The sequence below is a fragment of the Nocardiopsis sp. NPDC058789 genome (assembly GCF_042745575.1).
GTDB lineage: Bacteria > Actinomycetota > Actinomycetes > Streptosporangiales > Streptosporangiaceae > Nocardiopsis > Nocardiopsis eucommiae.
Window position 1 is genome coordinate 39,393 of the sequence record NZ_JBHYOW010000017.1, and the last position, 22,693, is coordinate 62,085.

At 73.1% G+C, this 22,693-nt stretch carries 22 protein-coding genes and 1 riboswitch; of the genes, 13 read left to right on the top strand and 9 right to left on the bottom strand.

Annotation, left to right across the window (positions count from 1 at the left end; translation table 11 throughout):
* Positions 1-133: 133 nt before the first annotated feature.
* On the bottom strand, positions 134-925 hold the full coding sequence (locus ACFW3L_RS22445; protein WP_378743479.1) for a class I SAM-dependent methyltransferase: 792 nt from the start codon (positions 923-925) through the stop codon (positions 134-136).
* Positions 926-1,205: 280 nt separating this feature from the next.
* On the opposite strand from ACFW3L_RS22445, the gene ACFW3L_RS22450 reads away from it, so the two are divergent.
* Genes ACFW3L_RS22450 through ACFW3L_RS22475 form a run of 6 tightly spaced genes read left to right on the top strand, consistent with a single transcriptional unit; the run spans position 1,206 to position 7,751 of the window.
* Positions 1,206-2,258, top strand: a complete 1,053-nt coding sequence (locus ACFW3L_RS22450; protein WP_378743480.1) for an STM4015 family protein — start codon at positions 1,206-1,208, stop codon at positions 2,256-2,258.
* 55 nt (positions 2,259-2,313) lie between these two features.
* Entirely contained in the window at positions 2,314-3,375 is a 1,062-nt protein-coding gene (locus tag ACFW3L_RS22455; protein ID WP_378743481.1) for an STM4015 family protein, read from the top strand.
* Positions 3,372-4,538, top strand: a complete 1,167-nt coding sequence (locus ACFW3L_RS22460) for an STM4014 family protein (RefSeq protein WP_378743482.1) — start codon at positions 3,372-3,374, stop codon at positions 4,536-4,538. The genes ACFW3L_RS22455 and ACFW3L_RS22460 overlap by 4 nt, the downstream gene beginning before the upstream one ends.
* Positions 4,539-4,573: 35 nt before the next feature.
* Positions 4,574-5,401, top strand: coding sequence for an STM4013/SEN3800 family hydrolase (locus ACFW3L_RS22465; protein WP_378743520.1), 828 nt, complete (start codon positions 4,574-4,576; stop codon positions 5,399-5,401).
* Entirely contained in the window at positions 5,398-6,747 is a 1,350-nt protein-coding gene (locus ACFW3L_RS22470) for an STM4012 family radical SAM protein (protein ID WP_378743483.1), read from the top strand. The genes ACFW3L_RS22465 and ACFW3L_RS22470 overlap by 4 nt, the downstream gene beginning before the upstream one ends.
* Positions 6,744-7,751: an STM4011 family radical SAM protein gene (locus ACFW3L_RS22475; protein ID WP_378743484.1), complete on the top strand. Its 1,008-nt coding sequence runs from the start codon at positions 6,744-6,746 to the stop codon at positions 7,749-7,751. Before ACFW3L_RS22470 ends, ACFW3L_RS22475 begins: the two co-directional genes overlap by 4 nt.
* Here the strand turns inward: ACFW3L_RS22475 and ACFW3L_RS22480 are convergent.
* From ACFW3L_RS22480 to ACFW3L_RS22495, 4 genes are all read right to left on the bottom strand, one after another.
* Positions 7,723-7,998 (bottom strand): DUF6510 family protein, encoded by a 276-nt coding sequence (locus ACFW3L_RS22480; protein ID WP_378743485.1) that lies wholly within the window; start codon positions 7,996-7,998, stop codon positions 7,723-7,725. The genes ACFW3L_RS22475 and ACFW3L_RS22480 overlap by 29 nt on opposite strands.
* Complete coding sequence (locus ACFW3L_RS22485; protein ID WP_378743486.1) at positions 7,995-8,720, bottom strand: ferredoxin reductase; 726 nt, start codon at positions 8,718-8,720, stop codon at positions 7,995-7,997. The genes ACFW3L_RS22480 and ACFW3L_RS22485 overlap by 4 nt, the downstream gene beginning before the upstream one ends.
* 3 nt (positions 8,721-8,723) lie before the next feature.
* Positions 8,724-9,323, bottom strand: coding sequence for a sulfite oxidase-like oxidoreductase (locus ACFW3L_RS22490; RefSeq protein WP_378743487.1), 600 nt, complete (start codon positions 9,321-9,323; stop codon positions 8,724-8,726).
* A 121-nt stretch (positions 9,324-9,444) separates the two neighbouring features.
* Positions 9,445-10,458: an alpha/beta hydrolase gene (locus ACFW3L_RS22495; RefSeq protein ID WP_378743488.1), complete on the bottom strand. Its 1,014-nt coding sequence runs from the start codon at positions 10,456-10,458 to the stop codon at positions 9,445-9,447.
* A 239-nt stretch (positions 10,459-10,697) separates the two neighbouring features.
* On the opposite strand from ACFW3L_RS22495, the gene ACFW3L_RS22500 reads away from it, so the two are divergent.
* A complete protein-coding gene (locus ACFW3L_RS22500) occupies positions 10,698-11,510 on the top strand; it encodes an HAD family hydrolase (RefSeq protein ID WP_378743489.1) in 813 nt (270 codons plus the stop codon).
* A gap of 92 nt (positions 11,511-11,602) precedes the next feature.
* Positions 11,603-12,094 (top strand): DUF2087 domain-containing protein, encoded by a 492-nt coding sequence (locus ACFW3L_RS22505; RefSeq protein WP_378743490.1) that lies wholly within the window; start codon positions 11,603-11,605, stop codon positions 12,092-12,094.
* Between the two features lie 14 nt (positions 12,095-12,108).
* Here the strand turns inward: ACFW3L_RS22505 and ACFW3L_RS22510 are convergent, their stop codons facing one another.
* The 4 genes from ACFW3L_RS22510 to ACFW3L_RS22525 form a co-directional block, all read right to left on the bottom strand.
* Positions 12,109-12,474: a VOC family protein gene (locus tag ACFW3L_RS22510; RefSeq protein WP_378743491.1), complete on the bottom strand. Its 366-nt coding sequence runs from the start codon at positions 12,472-12,474 to the stop codon at positions 12,109-12,111.
* Between the two features lie 87 nt (positions 12,475-12,561).
* A complete protein-coding gene (locus tag ACFW3L_RS22515) occupies positions 12,562-12,876 on the bottom strand; it encodes a DMT family transporter (RefSeq protein ID WP_378743492.1) in 315 nt (104 codons plus the stop codon).
* A gap of 31 nt (positions 12,877-12,907) precedes the next feature.
* A riboswitch (guanidine-III (ykkC-III) riboswitch) is annotated at positions 12,908-12,972 on the bottom strand.
* 57 nt (positions 12,973-13,029) lie between these two features.
* Positions 13,030-13,713: a GntR family transcriptional regulator gene (locus ACFW3L_RS22520; RefSeq protein WP_378743493.1), complete on the bottom strand. Its 684-nt coding sequence runs from the start codon at positions 13,711-13,713 to the stop codon at positions 13,030-13,032.
* A gap of 73 nt (positions 13,714-13,786) precedes the next feature.
* Positions 13,787-15,154: a molybdopterin molybdotransferase MoeA gene (locus ACFW3L_RS22525; RefSeq protein WP_378743494.1), complete on the bottom strand. Its 1,368-nt coding sequence runs from the start codon at positions 15,152-15,154 to the stop codon at positions 13,787-13,789.
* A 78-nt stretch (positions 15,155-15,232) separates the two neighbouring features.
* On the opposite strand from ACFW3L_RS22525, the gene ACFW3L_RS22530 reads away from it, so the two are divergent.
* The 5 genes from ACFW3L_RS22530 (at position 15,233) to fdhD (ending at position 22,564) form a co-directional block, all read left to right on the top strand.
* A complete protein-coding gene (locus ACFW3L_RS22530) occupies positions 15,233-16,216 on the top strand; it encodes a 2-dehydropantoate 2-reductase (protein ID WP_378743495.1) in 984 nt (327 codons plus the stop codon).
* Positions 16,217-16,298: 82 nt separating this feature from the next.
* Positions 16,299-18,263 carry a molybdopterin oxidoreductase family protein gene (locus tag ACFW3L_RS22535; RefSeq protein ID WP_378743496.1) on the top strand — a complete coding sequence of 655 codons (1,965 nt, stop codon included), beginning with the start codon at positions 16,299-16,301 and terminating at the stop codon, positions 18,261-18,263.
* A 193-nt stretch (positions 18,264-18,456) separates the two neighbouring features.
* Complete coding sequence (locus ACFW3L_RS22540) at positions 18,457-20,610, top strand: NAD(P)H-dependent oxidoreductase subunit E (protein ID WP_378743497.1); 2,154 nt, start codon at positions 18,457-18,459, stop codon at positions 20,608-20,610.
* On the top strand, positions 20,607-21,548 hold the full coding sequence (locus tag ACFW3L_RS22545; protein WP_378743498.1) for a 2Fe-2S iron-sulfur cluster-binding protein: 942 nt from the start codon (positions 20,607-20,609) through the stop codon (positions 21,546-21,548). Before ACFW3L_RS22540 ends, ACFW3L_RS22545 begins: the two co-directional genes overlap by 4 nt.
* A gap of 137 nt (positions 21,549-21,685) precedes the next feature.
* Positions 21,686-22,564 carry a formate dehydrogenase accessory sulfurtransferase FdhD gene (gene fdhD / locus ACFW3L_RS22550; protein WP_378743499.1) on the top strand — a complete coding sequence of 293 codons (879 nt, stop codon included), beginning with the start codon at positions 21,686-21,688 and terminating at the stop codon, positions 22,562-22,564.
* The last annotated feature ends 129 nt before the right edge of the window (positions 22,565-22,693 follow it).

Here is a 22,693-nt window from a genome sequence, read left to right on the forward strand (position 1 = left end):
CGGTCCCGGGCACGAACCGCGTTCCGGGGCGAACTCGACTTCACCCCCCGTTCGTCCCGAACCAGGACAGAAAGTCACCTACTGCCCGGGGTCGGTCACCCCCGGGACCAGGTGTCTCCTCGGGGTCCGGGGATCAGGTGTCCTCGCGGCGGCGGAGCACGAGGAGTTCGGTCGTGGGGCTCTCCCGGCGACCGCGCACGAGCCTGCGGTCCACGCGGTACAGGAGCGCCCCGGCGAGCCACCCCGTCGGCGCGGTGACGGTGGCGGCGCGCAGCACCCCGCCCCAGACCTTGCGCCACGGCAGGGAGGCGTCGACCTGGGCGTTCATCAGCATCAGCATGGGCACTCGGTGCACGATGTCGAACCCGGCCTTGTCGGCCAGCGAGGCGATCGTCTCCAGGGTCCGGTTGACCTGGTGCTCTCCGCGCTGCTCGGGACGCTGGAGGCAGTTCTCGGAGATCACCAGGGTGCCGCCGGGGCGCACGACCCGGCCGAGGGACCGGAAGGCGGCGGCGTACCGGTCGTCGTCGGTGATGTGGAAGAGCACGTCCATGCAGGAGGCGGCGTCGAAGCTGGCGTCCTCGAAGGCGTCCAGTTCGGACACGTCCTGGCGGAGGAAGCGGTGGTTCGGGAACCGGCCGCGCAGGCGCTCGACGGCGGCGTCGGTCATGTCGCAGCCGGTGACGTCGCCGGCACCCAGGCGCTCCCACTGGCTCACGTAGAACCCCGTGCCGCTGCCCGCGTCGAGCACGCTGGCGCCCTCCAGCCCCAGCTGGCCGACCTCGCGGAGGAAGACCTCCTCGCGCACCCGGTACATCCAGGTGTTGAAGGGCCGTCCGAGGGCGCGGTAGCCGACGCCGCTCTCGGTCCAGTCGCCTTCGAGCCGGTGTTCCCAGAAGTCACGGAGTTCACTGTGCGTAGCCATGCGACCACTTTCACATCGCGATCCGCCGTTGTCCTGCCGCACCGCCGTGGTCCCGGCGGCGGGTCGCCCGGTCGGCGGAGATCCCGTGTCCACACCTGTGGACAAGTCCGGATCGCCCTTGTCAGCTGCTAAGAAAGAGGAATCCGCCCGCATCGGGGCGTTCACGGCCTTCGCACCGAGCCGCCGTGACGGTCCGGGACGGGTGCCCCACGCCGGTCTGTCACCCTCCGCTGCTAGAACCTGTGGCACACCCCTCGGCCAGGACGGAAGGCTCCCCTCCATGATCCGCGAACACCTCACCGAGCACGCCGGACTCCCCGTGGTCGAGTTCCTCGACGCGGAGGCGGAGGAGCACTACCTCCACCTCGCCGGGACACGTCCGGGCTCCGGACGGGGCACCCGCCCCCGCTCCTCGGAGCACGTGCGCATGGAGGAGGCCAGGGAGGACCCCGGCTCCGTGGCGTGGCGGCTGCGCCTCGCCGGCTACGCCGAGGAGTTCGTGCCCTACCTGGACCGGTTCGTCGCGGAGGTGGACACGTCGCGGGTGTCGGCGCTGGTCATCGGTGACTGGGGCTTGGAGGACGACTGCGAGGTCCCCTCCGTGGACGCCCGCGACGCGCTCGTCCGTCACGCGGACGCCTTCCCCGCGCTGCGCTCGCTCTTCCTCGGTGACATCACCTTCGAGGAGAACGAGATCTCCTGGATCCACCAGTGCGACCTCGCTCCCCTGCTCGACGCCTACCCCAGGCTGGAGGAGCTGACCGTCCGGGGCGTCGGTGAGACCTACGGCGGCGGCGAGACGCTGTCCCTCGCGGTCGGTGGCCACCGGTCCCTGCGCTCGCTCACCGTCCAGAGCGGCGGCCTGCCCGGACGGGTGGTGCGCGAGATCGTCGCGGCAGACCTGCCCGCGCTGGAGCGGCTGGAGCTGTGGCTGGGTGTCGCCGACTACGGCGGCGACACCGCCGTCGAGGACCTCGCACCGCTGCTCCGGGGCGAGGCCCTGCCCGCCCTCCACCACCTGGGAGTGCGCAACTCCTGGCGCACCGGCGACTGGGTGCGGGCCCTGGCGGAGGCCACGCTCACCTCCCGTCTGCGCTCGGCCGACCTCTCCCTGGGCACCCTGCGCGACGACGACGTCGAGCACCTGCTGGCCTCGGTCCCGGCCCTCGCGCACCTGGAGAGCCTGGACCTGCACCACCACTTCCTGAGCGAGGAGGGGGCCGAGCGCGTGCGGGCCGCGTTCACGCGGGCCGGGGTCCGCGTCGACCTCTCCGACGGGCGCGGGTCCCCGACCGACGAGGACGTCGACTACTACCCGGCCGTCGGGGAGTGAGCCCCGCCGTGACCGCCCCCGTCCCCGTCCCCGTCCCACCCCCGACAGGATTCCCATGCCCAACAGCAGCCATCTGACCGAGTACGCGGGCCTCCCCGTGGTGGAGTTCACCGGGTGGGAGGCCCTCCGCACCGAGTTCCACATCGCCATGTCGTGGGCGAGCAACCGAAGGGAGCGCCACCCCGACCTGCCGTCCTCGTACGAACCGCTCTTCGCGGCGATCGCCGCCCCCGGATCGGTGGCGTGGCGACTGCGCGCGGAGGAACCCGGTTACCACCAGCGGACCGCGCAGACCCTCTCCGAGTACCTGGACGAGTTCGAGCGGCTGGTCCCGCGGGACGAGGTCCGGGCCCTGGTCGTCGGGCACGTCGAGGACGAGGCCCGGGTGACCGGGAACCTCCTCGACGAACTGGTCGGCCGCGTGTTCGCGTACACCGGCCTGCGGTCGCTCTTCTTCGGGGACGTCACGCGGGAGGAGAACGAGATCTCCTGGATCGAGCACGGGGACCTGGGCCCGTTGCTGACCGCGCTGCCGCACCTGACGGCGTTCACCGTGCGCGGCGGGAGCGCCGGCCTCGACCTGACGATCACCGAGCCCCACGGCCTCCGGAGCCTGACCGTGCAGTCCGGCGGGCTGCGCCCCGAGGTCGTCCGGACCGTGTGCGCCGCGCCCCTGCCCGAGGTGGAGCACCTGGAGCTGTGGCTGGGCGCGGAGGAGTACGCCGGGGAGCACACCACGGAGGCGGACCTCGCCCCGCTCCTCTCCGGGACCGCGTTCCCGAAGCTGCGCTCCCTGGGGCTGCGCAACGCCGAGAACGCCGACGACTGCGTGGCGGCCCTGGCCGAGGCCCCGGTCACCCGGAGCCTCTCGGAGCTGGACCTGTCGCTCGGGGCCATGACCGACCGGGGCGCCCGGATCCTGCTGGACACCCCCGTCTTCCACGGTCTGCGCCGCCTCGACCTGCACCACCACTACCTGTCCGAGGAGATGGCCGACAGGCTGGGGGCCGCCCTGACCGCCTCGGGGGTCGTGCACGACCTCTCCGGGCGCCTGGAACCCGAGGAGAACCCCTACGCGGACGGCGGCCTCTCCTACTACACGGCGGTCTCCGAGTGACCCGGGACCGGTCGCCGCTCGACCGTCCGCTGGTGGTGGTGTGCGTTCCGGGCAACCGTCGCCTGGCGCTGTTCACCGAGGCGGCGCGGGCGGCCGGGCTCCCCGCCCCGGTCCCGCTGGCCTGGCGCGACCTCGCGGACCCGGCGGCCGGTCCCGTCACCCTGCCCGAGGGCGCGCTGGTGCGCGTGGACTCGGCGGGCGAGGACGTCGCCACCGCCCGTCTGCTGCGCGGCTGGCGGCACGATCCCGACCTCCACCGGGTCGAGGGCGGGGCCGATCAGCACCGCGGGTTCGTCCGCGCTTTGGGGCGGCTGTCCGAGGCCGTGGCGGCCACCCCCGGGGCACACCTCCTCCAGGACGTGAACGACCTGGCCGACCTGTGCGACAAGCGCCGCTGCCACGCGAGGCTGGCCGCGGCCGGGGTGCCGGTCGCCCCGGCCCTGCCCGGGCCGGTGACCGGATACGCGTCCCTGCGCTCCGCGATGGCCGGGGCCGGCTGGCGGAGGGTGTTCGTCAAGCCCGCGCACGGCTCGTCGGCCTCGGGGGTGGTCGCGCTGGCCACCGCCCCGGGCGGGCGGATCCGGGCGGTCACCTCGGCCCACCTGGTGCGCGAGGGCGGGTCGGTCGAGCTGTACAACGTGCTGCGGCCGCGCACCCGCACCGACGAGGCCGACGTGGCGGCGATCGTGGACGCGCTCGCCCCCGACGGACTGCACGTGGAGCGCTGGGTCCCCAAGGCGGGGTTCGAGGGGCGGGTGATCGACCTGCGCGTCCTGGTGGTCGCCGGTCGGGCCACGCACGCGGTGGTGCGCTCCTCGCGCTCCCCCATGACCAACCTGCACCTGGGCAACGCCCGGGGCGACCTGTCGGCGCTGCGCGAGAGCATGGGCCCGCACGCCTGGCGGGCGGCCACGGCCACGGCGGAGGCCGCCGCCCGGGTCTTCCCGCGAACGCTGCACGCCGGGGTGGACCTGCTGGTCTCCCCCGGCTGGCGCCGCTTCACGGTCTGCGAGGTCAACGCCTTCGGTGACCTCCTGCCCGGGGTCCTCCACGAGGGGCGGAGCACCCAGGCCGAACAGCTGCACGCCCTCGCCACCGGCCGGTTCCCCCTCCCGGCACCGCGCCCGACGTCCGAACACGCACTCTCCGGGGGACGCCCTTGACCACCGACGCCACCTCCGAGCTCCCGACGCCGGACATGAACACCGTGGTGGGCACGCACGACATCCTGCTCCTCACCCTGGACACCCTGCGCCACGACGTGGCGGTCGAGCTGGCCGAGGCCGGACGCACCCCGAACCTGGCCCGGCTCCTGCCGCCCGGCGGGTGGGAGGAACGGCACTCCCCCGCGAGCTTCACCTACGCCTCCCACCTGGCCATGCTCGCCGGGTTCCTGCCGACCCCCGCCGCGCCGGGGCCGCACCCGCGCCTGTTCGCCGCCGCCTTCCCCGGCAGCGTCTCCACCGCGCCGGGGACCTGGACCTTCGACACCGCCGACCTCGCCTCCGGGCTGGCCCGGAAGGGTTACCACACGGCCTGCGTGGGCGGCACGGGCTTCTTCAACCGCAGGTCGGAGCTCGGGTCGGTGCTGCCGAACCTGTTCGCGGAGAGCCACTGGGAGGAGTCGTTCGGCGTGGCCGACCCGCACTCCTTCGAGAACCAGGTGGCCCGCGCGGCGGAGGTGACCGCCGCCGTGCCCGCCGAGCAGCCGCTGTTCCTGCTGCTCAACGTCGCCGCGCTGCACCAGCCCAACTGGTTCCACCTGCCCGGCGCCACCCGGGAGGACGGAGACACCCTGGCCAGCCACGCGGCCGCCCTGGAGTACGTCGACCGCCACCTGCCCCCGCTGCTGACCGCGATGTCGGCCCGTCGGCCCTGCTTCGCCATCGTGTGCTCGGACCACGGCACCGCCTACGGCGAGGACGGCCACACCGGGCACCGGATCGGCCACGAGACCGTCTGGACCGTCCCCTACACCCACGCCGTCCTGCCCCACGGCCACGGCACCGAGGAGAGCCCCGCGTGAGCGTCACACCGAGGGCCGAGCCCGTCCGCGCGGACTCCCCCTACCGCTCGTACGTGTACGCCTACCCCCACAAGAGCGCCTACCGCCCCTTCACCGAGCGCCCCCACCTGTACGACCTGTGGATGCGCGAGGACACCCGCGCGCTCTCGCTGTACGCGCACGTGCCGTTCTGCGAGATGCGCTGCGGGTTCTGCAACCTCTTCACCCGATCCACGCCCCCGGCCGAGCAGGTCACGGCCTACCTGGACGCGTTCGAGCGCCAGGCGGAGACGGTCGCGGCGTGCCTCCCCGAGAACACCGCGTTCGCGCGTCTCGCCCTGGGCGGGGGCACCCCCACCTACCTCACCGCCGACGAACTGGCCCGGGTCTACGACACCGTCGAACGCCACTTCCCGCTCGACCCGCGCACGGTCCCGGTGTCCGTGGAGACCTCCCCCGCCACCGCCACCCCGGACCGCCTCCAGGTCCTGGACGCGCGCGGGATGACCCGGATCAGCATGGGTGTGCAGAGCTTCCTCGACTCCGAGGCGCACGCCGCCGGTCGGCCGCAGAAGCGCGCCGAGGTGGACCGGGCCCTGGCCGCGATCCGCGAGCACGCCGGGGCCGACCTCAACCTGGACCTCATCTACGGCATCGACCGCCAGACCCCCAGGACCTGGGAGTACTCGTTGGACACGGCGCTCTCCTGGGGACCGGAGGAGATCTACCTGTACCCGCTGTACGTCCGGCCGCTCACCGGGCTGGGCCGCCGTGCCCGCGCCTGGGACGACCACCGGCTGGCGCTGTACCGACAGGGGCGCGACCACCTGCGCGAGCGCGGCTACGAGCAGGTGTCCATGCGGATGTTCCGGCGGGCCGACGCCCCGGAACCGCTGGCCTCCGCTCCGGACCACAGCTGCCAGACCGACGGCATGGTGGGGCTGGGCTGCGGCGCCCGCTCCTACACGGGCACCACCCACTACTCGTTCGACTACGCGGTGGGCGTGGGCCGGGTGCGGTCGATCATCGCGGACTACGTGGCGCGCGACGCCGCCGACTTCGCGCGCGCGGAGGTCGGGTTCGTGCTGGACGAGGACGAGCGGCGCCGCAGACACGTGCTCCAGTCTCTGCTGCGCGTGGAGGGGCTGGAGGTGGCCGACTACGCGGCCAGGTTCGGTGCGCACCCGGCCGCGCACCTCCCGGCGGAGTTCGCGGCCCTGGCGGAGCGCGGCTGGCTGGAGGACGGGGCCCCGGGTTCCGACACGGTCCGGCTCACCGAGGAGGGACTGGCCCACTCCGACTCCGTGGGTCCCGACTTCTTCTCCCCCCGCGTCAACCGCCTGACCGCCGAGTACGAGGCGTCGTGAGCCCCACCGTGGACCTGCCCGACCCGCTGCGACGGCGGCCGGACACCGCCCTGCCCGACCACCTGACCCTCCTGTACCGGGGTCCGCTGGCCAGCTGCGACTACGACTGCCCGTACTGCCCCTTCGCGAAGCGCCGGGACGGACCCGAGACCCTGCGGGCGGACCGCGCCGCCCTGGAACGCTTCACCGACTGGGTGGCCGGGCGCCCCGGCACGCGCTTCTCGGTGCTGTTCACACCGTGGGGTGAGGGTCTGACCCGCTCCTGGTACCGCCGCGCCCTCATCCGGCTGAGCCACCTGCCGCAGGTGGAGCGGGTGGCGATCCAGACCAACCTCAGCGGCCGCACGGCCTGGCTGTCCGGCTGCGACCTCGCCTCCGTCGCCCTGTGGACCACCTACCACCCGGGGGAGGTCGCACACGACCGCTTCCTCGGCAAGGCGCGCGCGCTCACCGCGCTCGGGGTCCGGTTCAGCGTGGGGGTGGTGGGCCAGCCCGAACACCTGGCGGCCGCGCGCCGCATGCGCGCCGACCTCCCCGAGGACGTCTACCTCTGGGTGAACGCCGCCGAGGGACTCACCTACACGGACGCCGAGGCCGAGGCCTGGCAGGCGATCGACCCCCACTTCCACTACAGCCGCGACCCGCACCCGAGCCTGGGGGCGGCCTGCCGCACGGGTGACGGCGTCCTGTCCGTCGACGGCGACGGCGAGGTGCGCCGCTGCCACTTCGTGGACACCCCGCTCGGCAACCTCTACGACGGGTCCTTCGCCGCCGCCCTCGGTCCGAGCCCGTGCCCGCTCACCACCTGCGACTGCCACATCGGATACGTGCACCTGGAGACCCTGGACCTGTACGACGTGTTCCGTGGCGGGGTGATCGAGCGTGTCCCGGCCGTCATGCCCCCGCGCGCCCCCGGGCCCCCTCAGGAGGCCCCGCACCGGCCGACGCCCCCGAGGGCCGACGGTCGTCCCGGCCTCAGCGCGCCTCCGGGATCGGGATGGTGACACAGCCGGTCCCGCCCAGGTCCAGGACGACTCCCCGCGGGGTCCGCACCAGACGGAGCACCAGCACGGCGCAGTTCGGGCAGCGGGCGACCAGTCCGGGTCCGTCCGCGTAGACGAGCAGCTGGGCGCACACGCCCTCGTCCCCGCAGACGGCGCATCGGCGCACGGCGGTGGTCAGGTCCACGCTGAAGACCTCGGACAGGGGACCGGCGAGCACGTTCCCGTCCAGGTGGGTCGGTTCGGTCATCGTCCGCCTCCGCTGCCGTAGCGTTCGGTTCGGATCCCGCGCGGGTCGTGGCCCAGCGCGACGAGCGCGTCCGCGACGGTCTCGACGAACCCGGTGGGTCCGCACACGTAGCACCGCGGGGCGAACTCGGCCGGGAACCCGTGGGTGTTCAGGTCCGCCACGCCCACCCGCCCGGGCCCGCGCGCCGAGCCCGGCGGGGCCTCCCGCGTGTAGGCGAGGAAGACGTCCACGCCCGGGTCCGAGGCGGCGCCGAGCTCCTTGGCGTAGTAGCGGTCCTCGGGTGTGCGCAGCGAGTACAGGACGCGGAACAGGGCCCGGCTCCCGGTTCGTCGGCGTTCGCGCACCATCGACGCGAGCGGGACGACACCGGAGCCGCCGCCGATGAGCACGACGGGGTCGGTGTCGTCCGACCGCCAGACGAACCAACCCCCCAGGGGTCCGCGCACCCACACCCGGTCCCCGGGCCGGAAGTCCCGGACCAGGTACGGGGAGACCTCCCCGTCCGGTACCAGCTGGACGGTGAGTTCCAGGCGGTCCGGCCCGGAGGCCGACGCGACGGAGTAGGAGCGCTCGGCGGTGTACCCGTCCTCCGCCCTCAGCCGCACGTCCACGTGCTGTCCGGGCCGGTGCCCGGTCCAGCCGGGCACCGAGAGCACCAGTGTGCGGGCGGTGGGGGTCTCCCACCGGTCGGACTCCAGGACCGCCGGCGTCCATGAGGGCATCGGTCAGTCTCCCCGGTAACGCTGTTCACGCCAGGGGTCGCCGTAGTCGTGGTACCCGCCCTGCTCCCAGAACCCCGGTTCGTCCTCCTGGGTCAGGGTCAGGCCCCGCACCCACTTGGCGGACTTCCAGAAGTACAGGTGGGGTACGAGCAGGCGGGCGGGGCCGCCGTGCTCGGCGGCGAGCGGCTCCCCGTCGAAGGTGTGCACGACCCACGCCCGCCCGTCCGTGAGGTCCTCCAGCGGCAGGTTCGTGGTGTAGCCGCCGTAGGAGTGGGCCAGGACGTACTCGGCGGTGCTCTCCACGTCCGCGAGCAGTGTGTCCAGGGAGACGCCGACCCAGTCGGTGTCGAGCTTGGACCAGCGGGTGACGCAGTGGATGTCCACGTGCGGCCGCTCCTGGGGAAGTCCCAGGAACTCGTCCCAGGTCCAGCTGTGGGCGGCACCGGTCTCGGCGGTGACGGTGAAGGTCCAGTCGTCGGTGTCGACGCGCGGCGTGGGGCCCACGCTCAACACCGGGAAGTCGTCGGTCCGGTACTGCCCTGGCGGAACGCGGTCGGACTCGGCGGTGCGCCGACCCTGGAACCCGCGCGTGAACATGTTCATGCTCGACCCCTGTCGTGTGTGACGTTCCGACGGAGCGCGCGGCCGTGCCGGGGGCGGGGCGGACGGCGTGCCCGCCCCGTCCGGACTTCACCCTCGTCCCACGCCGCGCGCCCGGGACGGTCTAGCGGACCCCCGCGCCGGTGGAACGCGCGGCCTGTTGGCGGGGCACCGACGAGCGGGTGCCGAGGACGTCGCCGAGGAAGTCCCCGGCCAGCACCAGGGCCGCCTGGTTCGCGTGGGTGTCGCGCAGGCTGTCCACCATCATGAAGTCGTGGATCATGCCCTGGAAGCGGACCGCCGTCACCGGCACTCCGGCCTCGCGCAGCTTGCGGGCGTAGGCCTCGCCCTCGTCGCGCAGCACGTCGGCCTCGCCGTTGAGCACCATCGCGGGCGGCAGTCCGCGCAGCTCCTCCAGCGAGGCCCGCAGCGGCGAGGCGTGGATCTCCGCGCGCTGCGCCGGGTCGGGGGTGTACTGGTCCCAGAACCAGATCATGCCGTCCCTGTTCAGGAAGTACCCGAAGGCGAACCGGTGGTACGACTCGGTGTCGAAGTCGGCGTCGGTCACCGGGTAGAACAGCGCCTGCCCCCGGAAGGCGACGTCTCCGCGTTCCTTGGCCATGAGCGTCAGGACGGTGGCCATGTTGCCGCCGACCGAGTCACCGCACACCGCCATCCGGCCGCCGTCGAGGTTCCTCTCGGCGCCGTGGCGCACGACCCACTGGGCGGCCGCGTAGTTCTGCTCGATCGCGGTGGGGTACCTGGCCTCCGGTGAGCGGTCGTACTCGGGGAAGACCACGGCGGCACCGGTACGGGTGGCCAGTTCACGAACCAGCCGGTCGTGGGTGTTGGCGCTGCCGAACACCCAGCCCGCGCCGTGGACGTAGAGGATCACCGGCAGGACGCCCGTGGCGCCCGCGGGACGGACGATCCGGATGGGCACCTGGCCGGTCGGGCCGCCCTCGACGGTGATCCACTCTTCGGTGATCTCCGGCTTGGGCACCCCCTCACCGCTCTGCACACCCTCCAGGACGTCCCGGCCCTGTTCGGGAGGGATCTGGTAGATGAACGGCTCGTTGGCGTTGGCGTCGGCGAACTCCTGGGCTTCCCTCTCCAGGACCACCTTGTTCTCGGACATGCCTGCTCCATGGGTACGGCGTCAGCACGGGCCGGGTCTCCGAGCGCGCACTCCGTCCCGGAACCCGGGAGAGGGGATGCCCGACCGCCTCGGCCGGGTAACCGGGTTTTCGCAAGATTGGACGCCCGCAAGACAGAAATTGGCGGCGGCACGAACGGTGTTCCCGGCGTACGGGCCCCGGGTGTGAGATGACCCGAAACCCCTTCGAATCCGTCACTCCCCGACGCCATAATGTGCCCATGGCCCTTCCTCGCGTGATCGCCACCGACCTTGACGGAACCCTCCTCGACCAGAACGGCCTGGTATCCCCCCGCAACCACCGCGCCCTCACCGCCGCCGTGGAGGCCGGGATCAGGGTGGTCATCGTGACCGCCCGTCCGCCGCGCACCACCGAAGCGTTCGCCGCCATGTTCGACTGCGCCGCCGTGGTCTGCGGCAACGGCGCCCACACCCAGCTGCCCGGGGAGGCCGAGCCGCTGGTGCGGGCGATCGACCGCGACACCTCGGGAACGATCGTGGAGCGGCTGCGGCACTCCCTGCCCGGCCTCGGGTTCGGAGTGGAGACGGGCACGGACTTCTACCACGACACCGACTACCACCTGGAGCCGTGGATCCGGAGCGAGTGGGTCAGGGGCGTGCTGGAGGGCACCGACGCCCTGCTGACCGCCGCGACCCCGGTCACCAAGCTCATCGCCCGGTCCAACCAGTACCCGGTGCAGCGCATGTACGAGGCCGCCGTGGACTCCGTCGGCACGCTCGCGGAGCCGACCTACTCGGGCGGGGCGGGCCTGGTGGAGATCAGCGCGGTCGGGGTCAACAAGGGGAGCACGTTGGCGATGCTGTGCGAGCGCTGGGGGGTGGACCGCGAGGAGGTCGTGGCCTTCGGGGACATGCCCAACGACCGTTCCTCACTGACCTGGGCGGGGACCGGGTACGCGATGAGCAGCGGGCACCGTGACCTGCTCGACCCCGCTCTCGGCCTCAGGGTGGCCCCGTCCAGCTTCGAGGACGGCGTGGGCCGCGTGGTGGAGGAGATCCTGGAGCGGGCCTGACCGACGGTTCCGGACGGATATTCACTGGCCGGGGTCGCGGCGCGGCTCCTACTGTGACGGGGTCCGATCGACCTCCGTCCAGAGGAACCGCCGTGCCGCACCCCGCTCAGCTCGTGTCGTCGCTCTCCGCCCCCGAACGTCTGTCCCTGTTCGCCAGGGTCGTCACCTCCGGGCCCGAGGGCCTGGACCGGGAGGAGGTCCGGGGAACCGCCCGACACCTGTCCCGGCTCCTCCGGGACGGGCTGGTACGCGAGGAGGGCACGCGGATCGTCGCCGTGCCCGGAGTCTTCGGCGAGGCCATGCGCGAGCACAAGGAGGGGGCCCGGGTCACCGACCCCGTGGACGCGCTCTTCCACGAGGGGCGGCTCACCTCGATGCCCGCCCGCCGCGAGCTGCGTCTGGCGGCCCTCGGCCGTGTCACCGGGCGCCTGTTCGCTCCGGAACTGGAGTACACGGAGAAACAGGTGAACACGGCACTCCTGACCTGCTTCGACGACCCCTCCGCCCTGCGCCGCTACCTGGTCGAGGAGGGTTTCCTGGAGCGTGAGGACGACGGCAGCCGCTACCGCCTCGCCCGGAGGTAGCGCGAAGGGTGCGGTCAGGAGCCCTGGGGGTCCGGCTCGACCAGGCAGAACTCGTTGCCCTCGGGGTCACGCAGAACCTGGAACGAACCCTCCTCCTCGGTGACCACCTCCCCCACAGTGGTGGCGCCGTGGTCCACGACGGAGCGGACGGACGCGGAGAGGTCCTCGACGATCACGTCCGCGTGGACGCGGTTGGGGCGGGCCTTGAGCTCCGGGGTCGGTTGGAACGACAGCCGGGGCTGGCCCGCGGCTCCGTGGAGGACGGCCCAGCCGTCCGCCTGGAGCTCGACCTCCCCACCGATCACGAAGGCCCAGAAGCGGGCGAGTGCGGGCGGGTCGACGGCGTTCACGACCCACTGGGCGACGGATCCGACAGTCATGGCGGCACAGTAACACCGCGTGGGGCGTCCGCCGGGGCACCGAACCACGGCGGACGGGAGACGGGGGCGTGTTCCTCGGAGCGGGTCCTAGTGGAGGACCTTCAGTCCGACGACGCCAGCGACGATGGCGAGCAGGCAGAGGGCCTTGGGCACGCTGAAGCCCTCACCGAGGACGAACATGCCGATGAGCGCCGTACCGACGACACCGATGGACACCCAGACGGCGTAGCCGGTGCCGAGGGGGATGGTGCGCAGGGCGAAGGCCAGACCGGCCATGCTCAGGGCGAGGGTGACACCGAAGATCACCGAGGGCCACAGGCGGGTGAAGCCCTGTGAGGAGTGGAGCGCGGCGGCCCACGCGGTTTCGAGAAGACCGGAGATCACGAGAACGACCCAGGCCATGACTGGTACCTCCCAGACGTGCGAACTGTGGTTCGCGCCGTCTTGTCTTGACCGGGTACGGCGCGCCTCGTCCGGAGTCTCGGGTACGCAACCTACAACCACCCTCGGGAGGCGGTGCTTCCGGGGTGGGCGGTCAGACGGGTCACCACGGGGTCAGGTCTGGGTGCCGTCGACTTCCTCGTGGTAGGTGCGACGGGTGCGTTCGGTGTGCTCGCTCATGAGCTCGCGGGCCCGAGCCGTGTCACCCCGCTCGATGACCTCGACCAGCTGCTCGTGCTCGTCCCAGGAGGCGGAGCCGCGGATCCGGGCCACCGGGGCGTAGTACCAGCGGACCCGGCGGTCCACCTGGGCGGCGAGCTCGGTGAGCACCCGGTTGCCGGAGGCCTCGGTGACGGTGCGGTGGAAGTCGGCGTTGGCCTTGACGACGGCGTCGGTGTCGGCCCGCTCGGCGGCGGTGCGGCCGGTGGAGACCAGTTCGCGCAGTCGGCCGATCTGTTCCGGGGAGGCGTGTTCGGCGGCGAGCCGGGCGGACTCGGCCTCCAGCATGGCGCGCACGGCCAGGAGCTGGTCCGCCTCGCTCTCGGTGGGGGTGTGCACGAACGCCCCGTAGCCGGGCCGCAGGTCCACCCACCCCTCGTTGCTGAGTCGCTGCATGGCCTCGCGGACCGGCTGGCGCGAGACCCCCAGGGTGCGGGCCAGCTCGGTCTCCACCAGGTGCTGGCCCGGGGAGAGCGCACGGGTGGTGATGAGGTCGAGAATCGCCTCGTAGACGGCCTCGCGCAGCGGAACCGGGCGCTGGATGCGTCCCGCGACGGCGTTCAATCCCTCCGAGGGCATGAGGAGTCTCCAGTGTCCGGCTGCACGGTCAGAGTCGTTGTAGACAGTGTACGAAGTCCGGTGTGTGCGTGGGTCACGCCGGAACCCCGACGAGTTCGACGAGGCCGGGGACCCGGCCGGGCGGGACCACCGCGAGGGCGTCGGCCACGGCGGCCGCGCGCAGGTCGGCGGAGCCGCTCGCGGGCAGCTCCACCGCGAGGTCGCGGCTGACCCGCACCGGGACCAGCCGGGTGTCGCGGGCGTGCGGGAGCACGTCCCCGACCAGCCGGACCCGCCGCCCCGTGTGCGCGGGGTCCCGCCGGTCGGCGCGCCCGCTGAGCACGGGCACCAGCAGGGTGAGGGCGGCGGCGAGGGCGGCCCCGGGGTTGCCCGGCAGCCCCACGACCACGGCGCCCGAGGGCAGGACGGCGAGCAGCTGCGGGTGTCCGGGTCGACAGGCCACGCCGTCGACCACGAACCTCGCCCCGAGGGCGGTCAGGGCCGGGCGCAGGTGGTCGGCGGGACCCGCCGAGGAGGAGCCGCAGACCGCCACGGTGTCCGTCCCCGCCACGGCGTCCAGCCGCTCCTCCAGGGCCCCGGCGCGGTCGGGCACCGCGACGCCGGGTTCGCCGCGCCCGCCCGCCCAGGCCACCAGCCCGGGCAGGATCGGGCCGATGGCGTCACGGACCGCGCCGGGGCGCGGCACCCCCTCGCCCACCACCTCGTCGCCGGTGACCAGGACGCGCACGCGCGGGCGCAGCACCGTGAGGGTGTCACGGCCCAGGCTGGCGGCCAACCCCAGGAGTGCGGGGGTGACCGGGCTGCCCGCGCGCGCGGCCACCGTCCCGGCCCGGGTGGTCTCGCCCCGGCGCCGGAGGTGCCGCCCCGGAACGACCTCGCCGCTGAGGAGCACGCCGGGCTGTCCGGGCGGCCCCGGCCGGGGGGCCCGCGTCCGGCCGCTTCCCCACCGGGGCGCGCCCTTCGGCGGGAACGGTCGCCCCGCCTCGTCGGCCCGTCTCCCGGGCGCACCCTCCGGCGCGGTGCCGTCCTCCCCCAGGCGGGCGAGGGTGGCGTGTTCGTGGGGGAGGACGGCGGTGGTCCCGTCCGGCGTGACGGCACCCGTGGCCGTCTCCACCGCCTCCCCCGGGTGCAGGCGCACGACCGGGCCGCGATGCCCGGCGAGCGTCCGACCGACGACGGTCCAGGGGCCCTCGCCACAGACGGCGTATCCGTCCATGGCGGCGCTGTCGAGGACGGGGACGTCGATGGCGGAGACGAGGTCGGCGCCCAGGGTGGCCCCCCGGGCGGCGGACAGGGGCACGTCCTCGGCCTCCGCCCCTCCCCCGGCTCCGACCTCCCTGGCCAGCTCGCGGGCCCGGGGCCAGGGGGTGGGCGCGTGGTGTCCGGAGGGGCGGCGGTCACGAAGAAGCGGAGAAGTTTCCCAGGCACCCGAGTCGGGCATTCCTTCTCTCCCTGCCGTGGTGAGGGGACGGATGCGAGCGAGCATACTGTATACAGTATGGAATAGGAAGGAGTCCTCATGCGCATCGCCATCCTGGGCGCCGGTGCCATCGGCGCCTACGCGGGGGCCGCCCTGCACCGCGGCGGAGCGGACGTCCACCTCATCGCCCGGGGCGCCCACCTGCGCGCCCTGCGCGAGCGCGGAGTCCGGGTCCTCAGCCCCCGTGGCGACTTCACCGCGCACCCGCACGCCACGGACGACCCGGCCGAGGTCGGCCCCGTGGACGCCGTCCTGCTCGGCCTCAAGGCCCAGCACTACGCCGACTGCGGGCCGATGCTGCGTCCCCTCCTGGGCCCGGCGACCGCCGTGGTCGCCGCTCAGAACGGCATCCCCTGGTGGTACTTCCACGGAGTCGAGGGACCGCTCGCGGGTCACCGGATCGAGAGCGTGGACCCGGGAGGGGCGGTCAGCCGCGCCATCCCGGTCGAACGCGCCGTCGGCTGCGTGGTCTACGCGGCCACGGAGATCGTGGAACCGGGGGTGGTCCGGCACATCGAGGGCACCCGCTTCTCCCTGGGCGAACCGGACCGCTCCGACTCCCGCCGCTGCCGCGACCTCTCCGAGGCGATGACGGCGGGCGGGCTCAGGTGCCCGGTCGAACCCGACCTCCGCGTGGACGTCTGGGTGAAGCTCATGGGCAACATCGTCTTCAATCCGCTGAGCGCGCTCACGCGCTCGACCATGGCCCAGATCTGCCGTCACCGCTCCACCCGCGACCTCGCCCGCACCATGATGAACGAGACCCTGGACGTGGCCGCCCGGCTGGGCGTGCGCACCGACGTCTCCGTGGAGCGCAGGCTCGCGGGCGCGGAGCGGACCGGGGACCACCGCACCTCCACCCTCCACGACCTCGAACGCGGCCGCCCGATGGAGCTGGACGTGATCCTGTCCGCCGTGGTCGAGCTGGCGGACCTCACCGGCGCACCGGCGCCCACGCTGCGCGCGGTCGACGCCGTGGCCGGACTGCTCAACCAGCGGGTCTCCGCACCCGCCCTGACCTAGCACCCATCTCCACACCATTGCCCCTTCACTCCACATTGCATACAGTATTCCCTTTGAGGCCACGAACCCCGAGCGAGGCCACATGCGTCGTTCCGCAGACCACTCCAACCCCCTCGACCGACTCACCCGACCCCTCGTGCGCGAACACGGAGAACTCCGTCCGGCCACGTGGGAGGAGGCCCTCGACCGCGCGGCGGCGGGCTTCCGGGCGGGCGTCGAACGCCACGGACCCGACTCCTTCGGCATGCTCTCCTGTGCCAGGGCCACCAACGAGATGAACTTCGTCGCGCAGAAGTTCACCCGCGTCGTCGTCGGCACCAACAACGTCGACTCCTGCAACCGCACCTGCCACGCGCCCAGCGTCGCGGGCCTGTCCGCCGCCTTCGGCTCCGGTGGCGGCACCTCCTCCTACGCGGAGATCGAGGACACCGACCTCATCGTCGTCTGGGGCGGCAACCCGCGCTACGCCCACCCGATCTTCTTCCAGCACGTGCTCAAGGGCGTGCGCAACGGGGCCCGGCTCTTCGTCGTGGACCCCCGCCGCACCCCCACCGCCGAGTGGGCCGACCGCTGGTTCGGCCTCAACGTGGGCACGGACATCCCGCTCGCGCACGCCGTGGGCCGGGAGATCCTGCACGCCGGACTCGCCAACGAGTCCTTCGTCGAACGCGCCACCAGCGGGCTCGACGAGTACCGCGCCCTGGTGGAGCCGTGGACGCTCGCCGCGGCCGAGGCCGAGACCGGTGTCCCCGCAGAGGCCATCCGGGAGCTCGCCCACACCTACGCCCGCGCCGAACGCGCCCAGCTGTGCTGGACCCTCGGCATCACCGAACACCACAACGCCACCGACAACGTCCGAGCACTGATCAACCTCTCCCTGCTCACCGGGCACGTCGGGCGGCACGGATCCGGCCTCAACCCGCTGCGCGGCCAGAACAACGTGCAGGGCGGCGGCGACATGGGCGCCATCCCCGACCGCCTGGCCGGGTTCCAGGACATCCTGGACGACGAGGTCCGGGCCCCGTTCGAGCGGGCCTGGGGCCGCTCCATCCAGGGCCGCAAGGGTCTGAACCTCACCCAGATGTTCGAGGCGATGGAGGAGCGCGAGCTGCGGACCCTCTACGTCATCGGTGAGAACCCCGTCCAGTCCGAGCCCGAGACGCACAAGACCACCGCCCGCCTGCGGGCCCTGGACCACCTGGTGGTCCAGGACATCTTCCTCACCCGCACCGCCGAGCTCGCCGACGTCGTCCTCCCCGCCAGCGCGGCCTGGTGCGAGTCGGACGGCACCTTCACCAACAGCGAGCGCCGCGTGCAGCTGGTCCGCAAGGCCCTGGACCCGCCGGAGGGCGCCAGGGACGACATCGAGATCATGTGCGCGCTGGCGACCCGGCTCGGACACGACTGGGAACGCCCCTCGGCGGAGGAGATCTGGGACGAGGTGCGCTCGCTGTCCCCCATGCACCGGGGCATGAGCTACGCGCGCCTGGCCGAGCACGACGGCATCCAGTGGCCCTGCTACTCCGAGGACACGCTGGAGCCCAGCTACCTGCACTCCCGGCTGTGGTCGAAGGACCCGGTCGAGCGCGGCGAACCGGCCCCGTTCGGGATCGTCGGCCACTCGCCGCCGGTGGACCTGCTGGACGAGGACTTCCCGTTCCGGCTCACCACCGGCCGCCGCCTGGACGACTACAACACCGGTGTGCAGACCTCCGGCTTCTCCTCGCCGCTGCGCCGGGGCGAACTGCTGGACCTGTCCCCGGAGGACGCCGCCAAGCTGGGAATCGAGGACGGCGAGACGGTCCGCGTGACCTCGCGTCGCGGCTCGGTGCTGGTCCCGGCGTCGGTCACCGAGTCCATGCGGCCCGGTCTGGTGTTCATGACCTTCCACTTCCCGCACCAGGTGGACACGCAGCTGCTCACCATCGACGCCACCGATCCGATCGCGGGGACGGCCGAGTACAAGGCCGCCGCCGTGCGGATCGAGCGGGTCGGGCCACTCCCTCCCGAGCTGCGCCGCGAGGTGCCCGACCAGGTGCCGGGCTGAGGGTCCTGCTCGCGCGCGAAGGCGGACCGTCCCACCAGCCCCGGTGGGGCGGTCCGCCCGGCGCGCCCGGAAGGTCCGCCCCCGCCCCGAACTCCTTGGGGAACGAGGGTTGTCAATCCGGAACACCCATCTTACTGTCTTCTGTATACAGAATCCTGTGATCTGTCTTACACACGATTGAGGTGATCCGGGCGTGGACCTGCGACTTCTGGACGAGGTGGCCACCGACGCCGAACGCGACGCCGTCGACACGCTCCTGGGGGCGCCCGCGTCCGGCTGGGAGGGCGGGACCCGTCAGGACTCCGACCTGCGCTACGCACGGGGCGGGCACGCCGCACGCGACCAGCGCGACCTGCTCCTGCCCGCCCTGCACGCCGTCAACGACCGCGTGGGCTGGATCAGCCGGGGCGCGCTCAACCACATCTGCCGCAGGCTGACCGTCCCCCCGGCCGAGGCCTACGCCGTGGCCTCCTTCTACGCGATGTTCGCCCTGCACGAGCGCCCCCGCCGGGTCGTGCACCTGTGCACCGACATCGCCTGCGCCGCCTCCGGCTCGGGCGCGCTCCGCGACCGCCTGACCGCGCGCCTGGGCCCGCCCGGCGGCCACTCCGACGGGCCGCCCGACGCCCCCGGCACCACGTGGCACGAGAGCCCCTGCCTGGGAATGTGCGAACGCGCCCCCGCCGCGCTCGCCCTCGAAGCCGGGAGCCCCGCGCGGTACGCCGTCGCCGCCCCCGCGACCCCCGACGCCCTGGACTCCCTCGCGGCGGCCCCGCCCACGGAGGGCTCCGCGACCAGCGTCTCCGACGCCCAGGCGCCGACCACGGCGCGCGCCCCGGCGGACACCGCCGATACCGACCCCAGCGCCCACGGCTCGGAGCACACCGCCGCCCCAGTCTCCGCCCACGGCCGTTCCCCCGACGGCCACGCCCCCGGCGCCACCACCTACGCGTCCGAACCGCTCCACGGCGGCGCGCCCGAACCCGACCCGGCCGCCGCCGTCCCCGACGCCGGCTCCCCCGACCACGTCCTGCTGAGCCGGATCGGCCGCGTGGACCCCCTCAGCCTCGACGACTACCGCGCGGCGGGCGGGTACGCGGCGCTCCGCGAGGCCCTGCGCCTCGGCCCGGCCGGGGTGATCCGCGAGGTCACCGACTCCGGCCTGGTCGGCCGGGGCGGCGCCGCCTTCCCCACCGGCCGCAAGTGGAGCGCCACCGCCCAGCAGCCGGACACCCCGCACTACCTGGTGTGCAACGCCGACGAGAGCGAACCCGGCACCTTCAAGGACCGGGTCCTCATGGAGGGCGACCCCTTCTCCGTGGTCGAGGCCATGACCGTCGCCGGATACGCGATCGGTGCCCGCACCGGCTACCTCTACATCCGCGGCGAGTACCCCCGCGCGCTGCGCCACCTGGAGAACGCCCTCGCCCAGGCCCGGGAGCGCGGGTTGCTGGGCCCCGACGTCCTGGGGTCCGGATTCTCCTTCGACATCGAGATCAGGCGGGGCGCGGGCGCCTACATCTGCGGCGAGGAGACCGCCATCTTCGGCTCCATCGAGGGACAGCGCGGCGAGCCCCGCACCAAGCCGCCCTTCCCCGTGGAGAAGGGGCTGTTCGGCAAACCGACCACGGTCAACAACGTGGAGACCCTGGTCAACGTGCTCCCCGTGCTCCTCATGGGCGGTCCCGCGTACGCCGCCGTGGGCACGGACGGCTCCACCGGTCCCAAGCTGTTCTGCGTCTCCGGCGGAGTGCGCCGCCCCGGCCTGTACGAACTGCCCTTCGGGGCCACCCTGGGCGACCTCGTCGAGGCCGCGGGCGGCATGCCCGAGGGGCGGTCCATCCGCGCCGTGCTCCTGGGCGGGGCGGCCGGGACCTTCGTCCGGGGCGACGAACTGGACATCCCGCTGACCTTCGAGGGGGCGCGGGCCGCCGGGACCTCGCTGGGTTCAGGCGTGGTGCTGGTCCTGGACGACACCGCCGACCTCGGGGCGACCCTGGCCCGCGTGGCCGCCTTCTTCCGGGACGAGTCCTGCGGACAGTGCGTGCCCTGCCGGGTCGGCACGGTCCGCCAGGAGGAGTCGCTGCTGCGGCTGCGCTCCGGCGCCTCCCCCGCCCAGGAGCTACCGCTGCTGCGGGAGGTCGGCCGGGCCATGCGGGACGCCTCCATCTGCGGCCTGGGCCAGACCGCGTGGAACGCCGTGGAGTCGGCGATCGACCGGCTCGGCCTCTACTCCGGGTCCGACCCCGACGGCACCGGCGCCCCGGACCCCGACCACCCACGGAACCCCGACCCCGCGCACACCCCAGTCCCGGGCGACCGGGCTGCGACCGAGGAGGCCCGATGACCGTCCCCGTACTCCTGCCCACCCCCCGACGCCTGATCGACGCGACCATCGACGGCGCGACCGTCCGCGTCCCCGAGGGCACCACCGTCCTGGAGGCCTGCACCGCCGAGGGCACCGAAGTGCCCACGCTCTGCCACGGCGACACCCTGACCCCCCGCAACGCCTGCCGCGTGTGCGTGGTGGAGGTGGAGGGCGCCCGCACCCTGGCCCCCGCCTGCTCCCGCAAGCTGGAGGAGGGCATGAGCGTGGCCACCGACTCCGAACGCGTGCGGCACAGCCGCAAGCTGGTCCTCGAACTGCTGGGATCCTCGGTGGACCTGTCCACCACTCCGAAGGTCGACGGGTGGATGGACCGCTACGAGGCGGAGCCGGAGCGGTTCGGCCCCCGGGCCGAACCGGCGGCGCTCGGGGTCCGCGACGCCCGGCGCGCGGGCGAGCACGAGCCCGGCGACGGCGCGGAGGCCGCCACGGTCGAGCAACCCGCCAAGGTGGACAACGACCTCTACGTGCGCGACTACTCGAAGTGCATCATGTGCTACAAGTGCGTGGACGCCTGCGGGGACCAGTGGCAGAACACCTTCGCGATCGGGGTGGCCGGGCGCGGGTTCGACGCCCGGATCTCGACCGAACACGACGTGGAGCTCCCCGACTCGGCCTGTGTGTACTGCGGGAACTGCATCGAGGTCTGCCCGACCGGGGCGCTGTCGTTCACCACGGAGTTCGACATGCGCGCGGCGGGCACGTGGGACGAGGAGAGCCAGACCGAGACGACCACGATCTGCACCTACTGCGGGGTCGGGTGCAACGTCACACTGCACGTCCAGGAGAACGAGATCGTCAAGGTGACCTCGCCGCACGACAACCCGGTGACGCACGGAAACCTCTGTATCAAGGGCAGATTCGGCTTCCAGCACGTCCAGCGGCGCGGGGACGGCTGAGGCCCGGGGCGGCGACCGGGACCCCTTGCGGCGGTCTGTCCTCCATACGCCGATTTGACGCTTCGTCCCCTCGACACCGAATGTCGGGAAGAGTAGACCAGTAAACGCACTCGTGCACCGGAAGGCGGTGGTGGGGAATGGGACGGGTGACCGCCCGTGAGAAGGTCCTCCGGATCAGGGAGGGTGTGGAGAGCGAACGCGTCGACACCCTCGTGGTGGAGGAGCCGCTGGAGATCAGGCTGGACGGCGCCCCGTTGAGCATCACCATGCGGACCCCCGGGAGCGACTTCGACCTCGCCGCCGGGTTCCTGGTGAGCGAGGGGGTGGTCTCCGAGGGGTCCGAGGTCACCGCCATCCGGTACTGCGCGGGGGCCACCGCGGACGGGTCCAACACCTACAACGTGCTGGACGTGTCCCTGGCCCCGGGGGTGGCGCTTCCCGACACCTCGCTGGAGCGCAACTTCTACACCTCGTCCTCGTGCGGGCTGTGCGGCAAGGCCAGCCTGGACGCCGTGCGCACCAAGGCGCGGTGGTCGGTGGCCGACGACGGCCTCCGGATCGACGTGCCCACCCTCACCGTCCTCCCGGACCGCCTGCGTGAGGCCCAGCGGGTGTTCGACCGCACGGGCGGACTGCACGCCGCCGGGCTGTTCACCTCCGAGGGCGAACTGCTGGCGGCGCGCGAGGACGTGGGGCGGCACAACGCCGTCGACAAGCTGCTCGGCTGGGCCCTGCGCTCCGACCGCCTCCCGCTGAGCGAGACCGTGCTCATGGTGTCGGGGCGGGCGTCCTTCGAGCTGGTCCAGAAGGCGTGGATGGCGGGCATCCCGATGATGGCCGCCGTCTCGGCCCCCTCGTCCCTCGCTGTCGACCTGGCCACGGAGGCGGGCATGACGCTCGTCGGCTTCCTGCGCGGCAGCTCCATGAACGTCTACACCGGAAGGCATCGCGTTCTCCTGGAGAGGACGCTCGCGTCCTCGGCGGCCCCAGGGGCCACGCGCCCTCCGGAACGGTAGACGCGGACCTGGTTGGCGCGTTCCAGCCCCCCGCACCAACCAGGTCCGACACCGGCTCACCCCGGGGCGGCGGCACGAGTGCCGCCGCCCCGTCGCGGTGTCCGGTCGATTCGACCGCGCGGCCTCTCA

Excerpts from the sequence above, each read along its gene's own strand:
- ACFW3L_RS22450 (WP_378743480.1), top strand. The coding sequence starts at position 1,206 with ATGATCCGCGAACACCTCACCGAGCACGCCGGACTCCCCGTGGTCGAG.
- ACFW3L_RS22490 (WP_378743487.1), bottom strand. The coding sequence starts at position 9,323 with ATGAACATGTTCACGCGCGGGTTCCAGGGTCGGCGCACCGCCGAGTCC.
- ACFW3L_RS22545 (WP_378743498.1), top strand. The coding sequence starts at position 20,607 with ATGACCGTCCCCGTACTCCTGCCCACCCCCCGACGCCTGATCGACGCG.
- ACFW3L_RS22515 (WP_378743492.1), bottom strand. The coding sequence starts at position 12,876 with ATGGCCTGGGTCGTTCTCGTGATCTCCGGTCTTCTCGAAACCGCGTGG.
- ACFW3L_RS22530 (WP_378743495.1), top strand. The coding sequence starts at position 15,233 with ATGCGCATCGCCATCCTGGGCGCCGGTGCCATCGGCGCCTACGCGGGG.
- ACFW3L_RS22455 (WP_378743481.1), top strand. The coding sequence starts at position 2,314 with ATGCCCAACAGCAGCCATCTGACCGAGTACGCGGGCCTCCCCGTGGTG.
- ACFW3L_RS22510 (WP_378743491.1), bottom strand. The coding sequence starts at position 12,474 with ATGACTGTCGGATCCGTCGCCCAGTGGGTCGTGAACGCCGTCGACCCG.
- ACFW3L_RS22495 (WP_378743488.1), bottom strand. The coding sequence starts at position 10,458 with ATGTCCGAGAACAAGGTGGTCCTGGAGAGGGAAGCCCAGGAGTTCGCC.
- ACFW3L_RS22535 (WP_378743496.1), top strand. The coding sequence starts at position 16,299 with ATGCGTCGTTCCGCAGACCACTCCAACCCCCTCGACCGACTCACCCGA.
- fdhD (WP_378743499.1), top strand. The coding sequence starts at position 21,686 with ATGGGACGGGTGACCGCCCGTGAGAAGGTCCTCCGGATCAGGGAGGGT.
- ACFW3L_RS22500 (WP_378743489.1), top strand. The coding sequence starts at position 10,698 with ATGGCCCTTCCTCGCGTGATCGCCACCGACCTTGACGGAACCCTCCTC.
- ACFW3L_RS22480 (WP_378743485.1), bottom strand. The coding sequence starts at position 7,998 with ATGACCGAACCGACCCACCTGGACGGGAACGTGCTCGCCGGTCCCCTG.
- ACFW3L_RS22525 (WP_378743494.1), bottom strand. The coding sequence starts at position 15,154 with ATGCCCGACTCGGGTGCCTGGGAAACTTCTCCGCTTCTTCGTGACCGC.
- ACFW3L_RS22520 (WP_378743493.1), bottom strand. The coding sequence starts at position 13,713 with ATGCCCTCGGAGGGATTGAACGCCGTCGCGGGACGCATCCAGCGCCCG.
- ACFW3L_RS22445 (WP_378743479.1), bottom strand. The coding sequence starts at position 925 with ATGGCTACGCACAGTGAACTCCGTGACTTCTGGGAACACCGGCTCGAA.
- ACFW3L_RS22465 (WP_378743520.1), top strand. The coding sequence starts at position 4,574 with ATGAACACCGTGGTGGGCACGCACGACATCCTGCTCCTCACCCTGGAC.
- ACFW3L_RS22485 (WP_378743486.1), bottom strand. The coding sequence starts at position 8,720 with ATGCCCTCATGGACGCCGGCGGTCCTGGAGTCCGACCGGTGGGAGACC.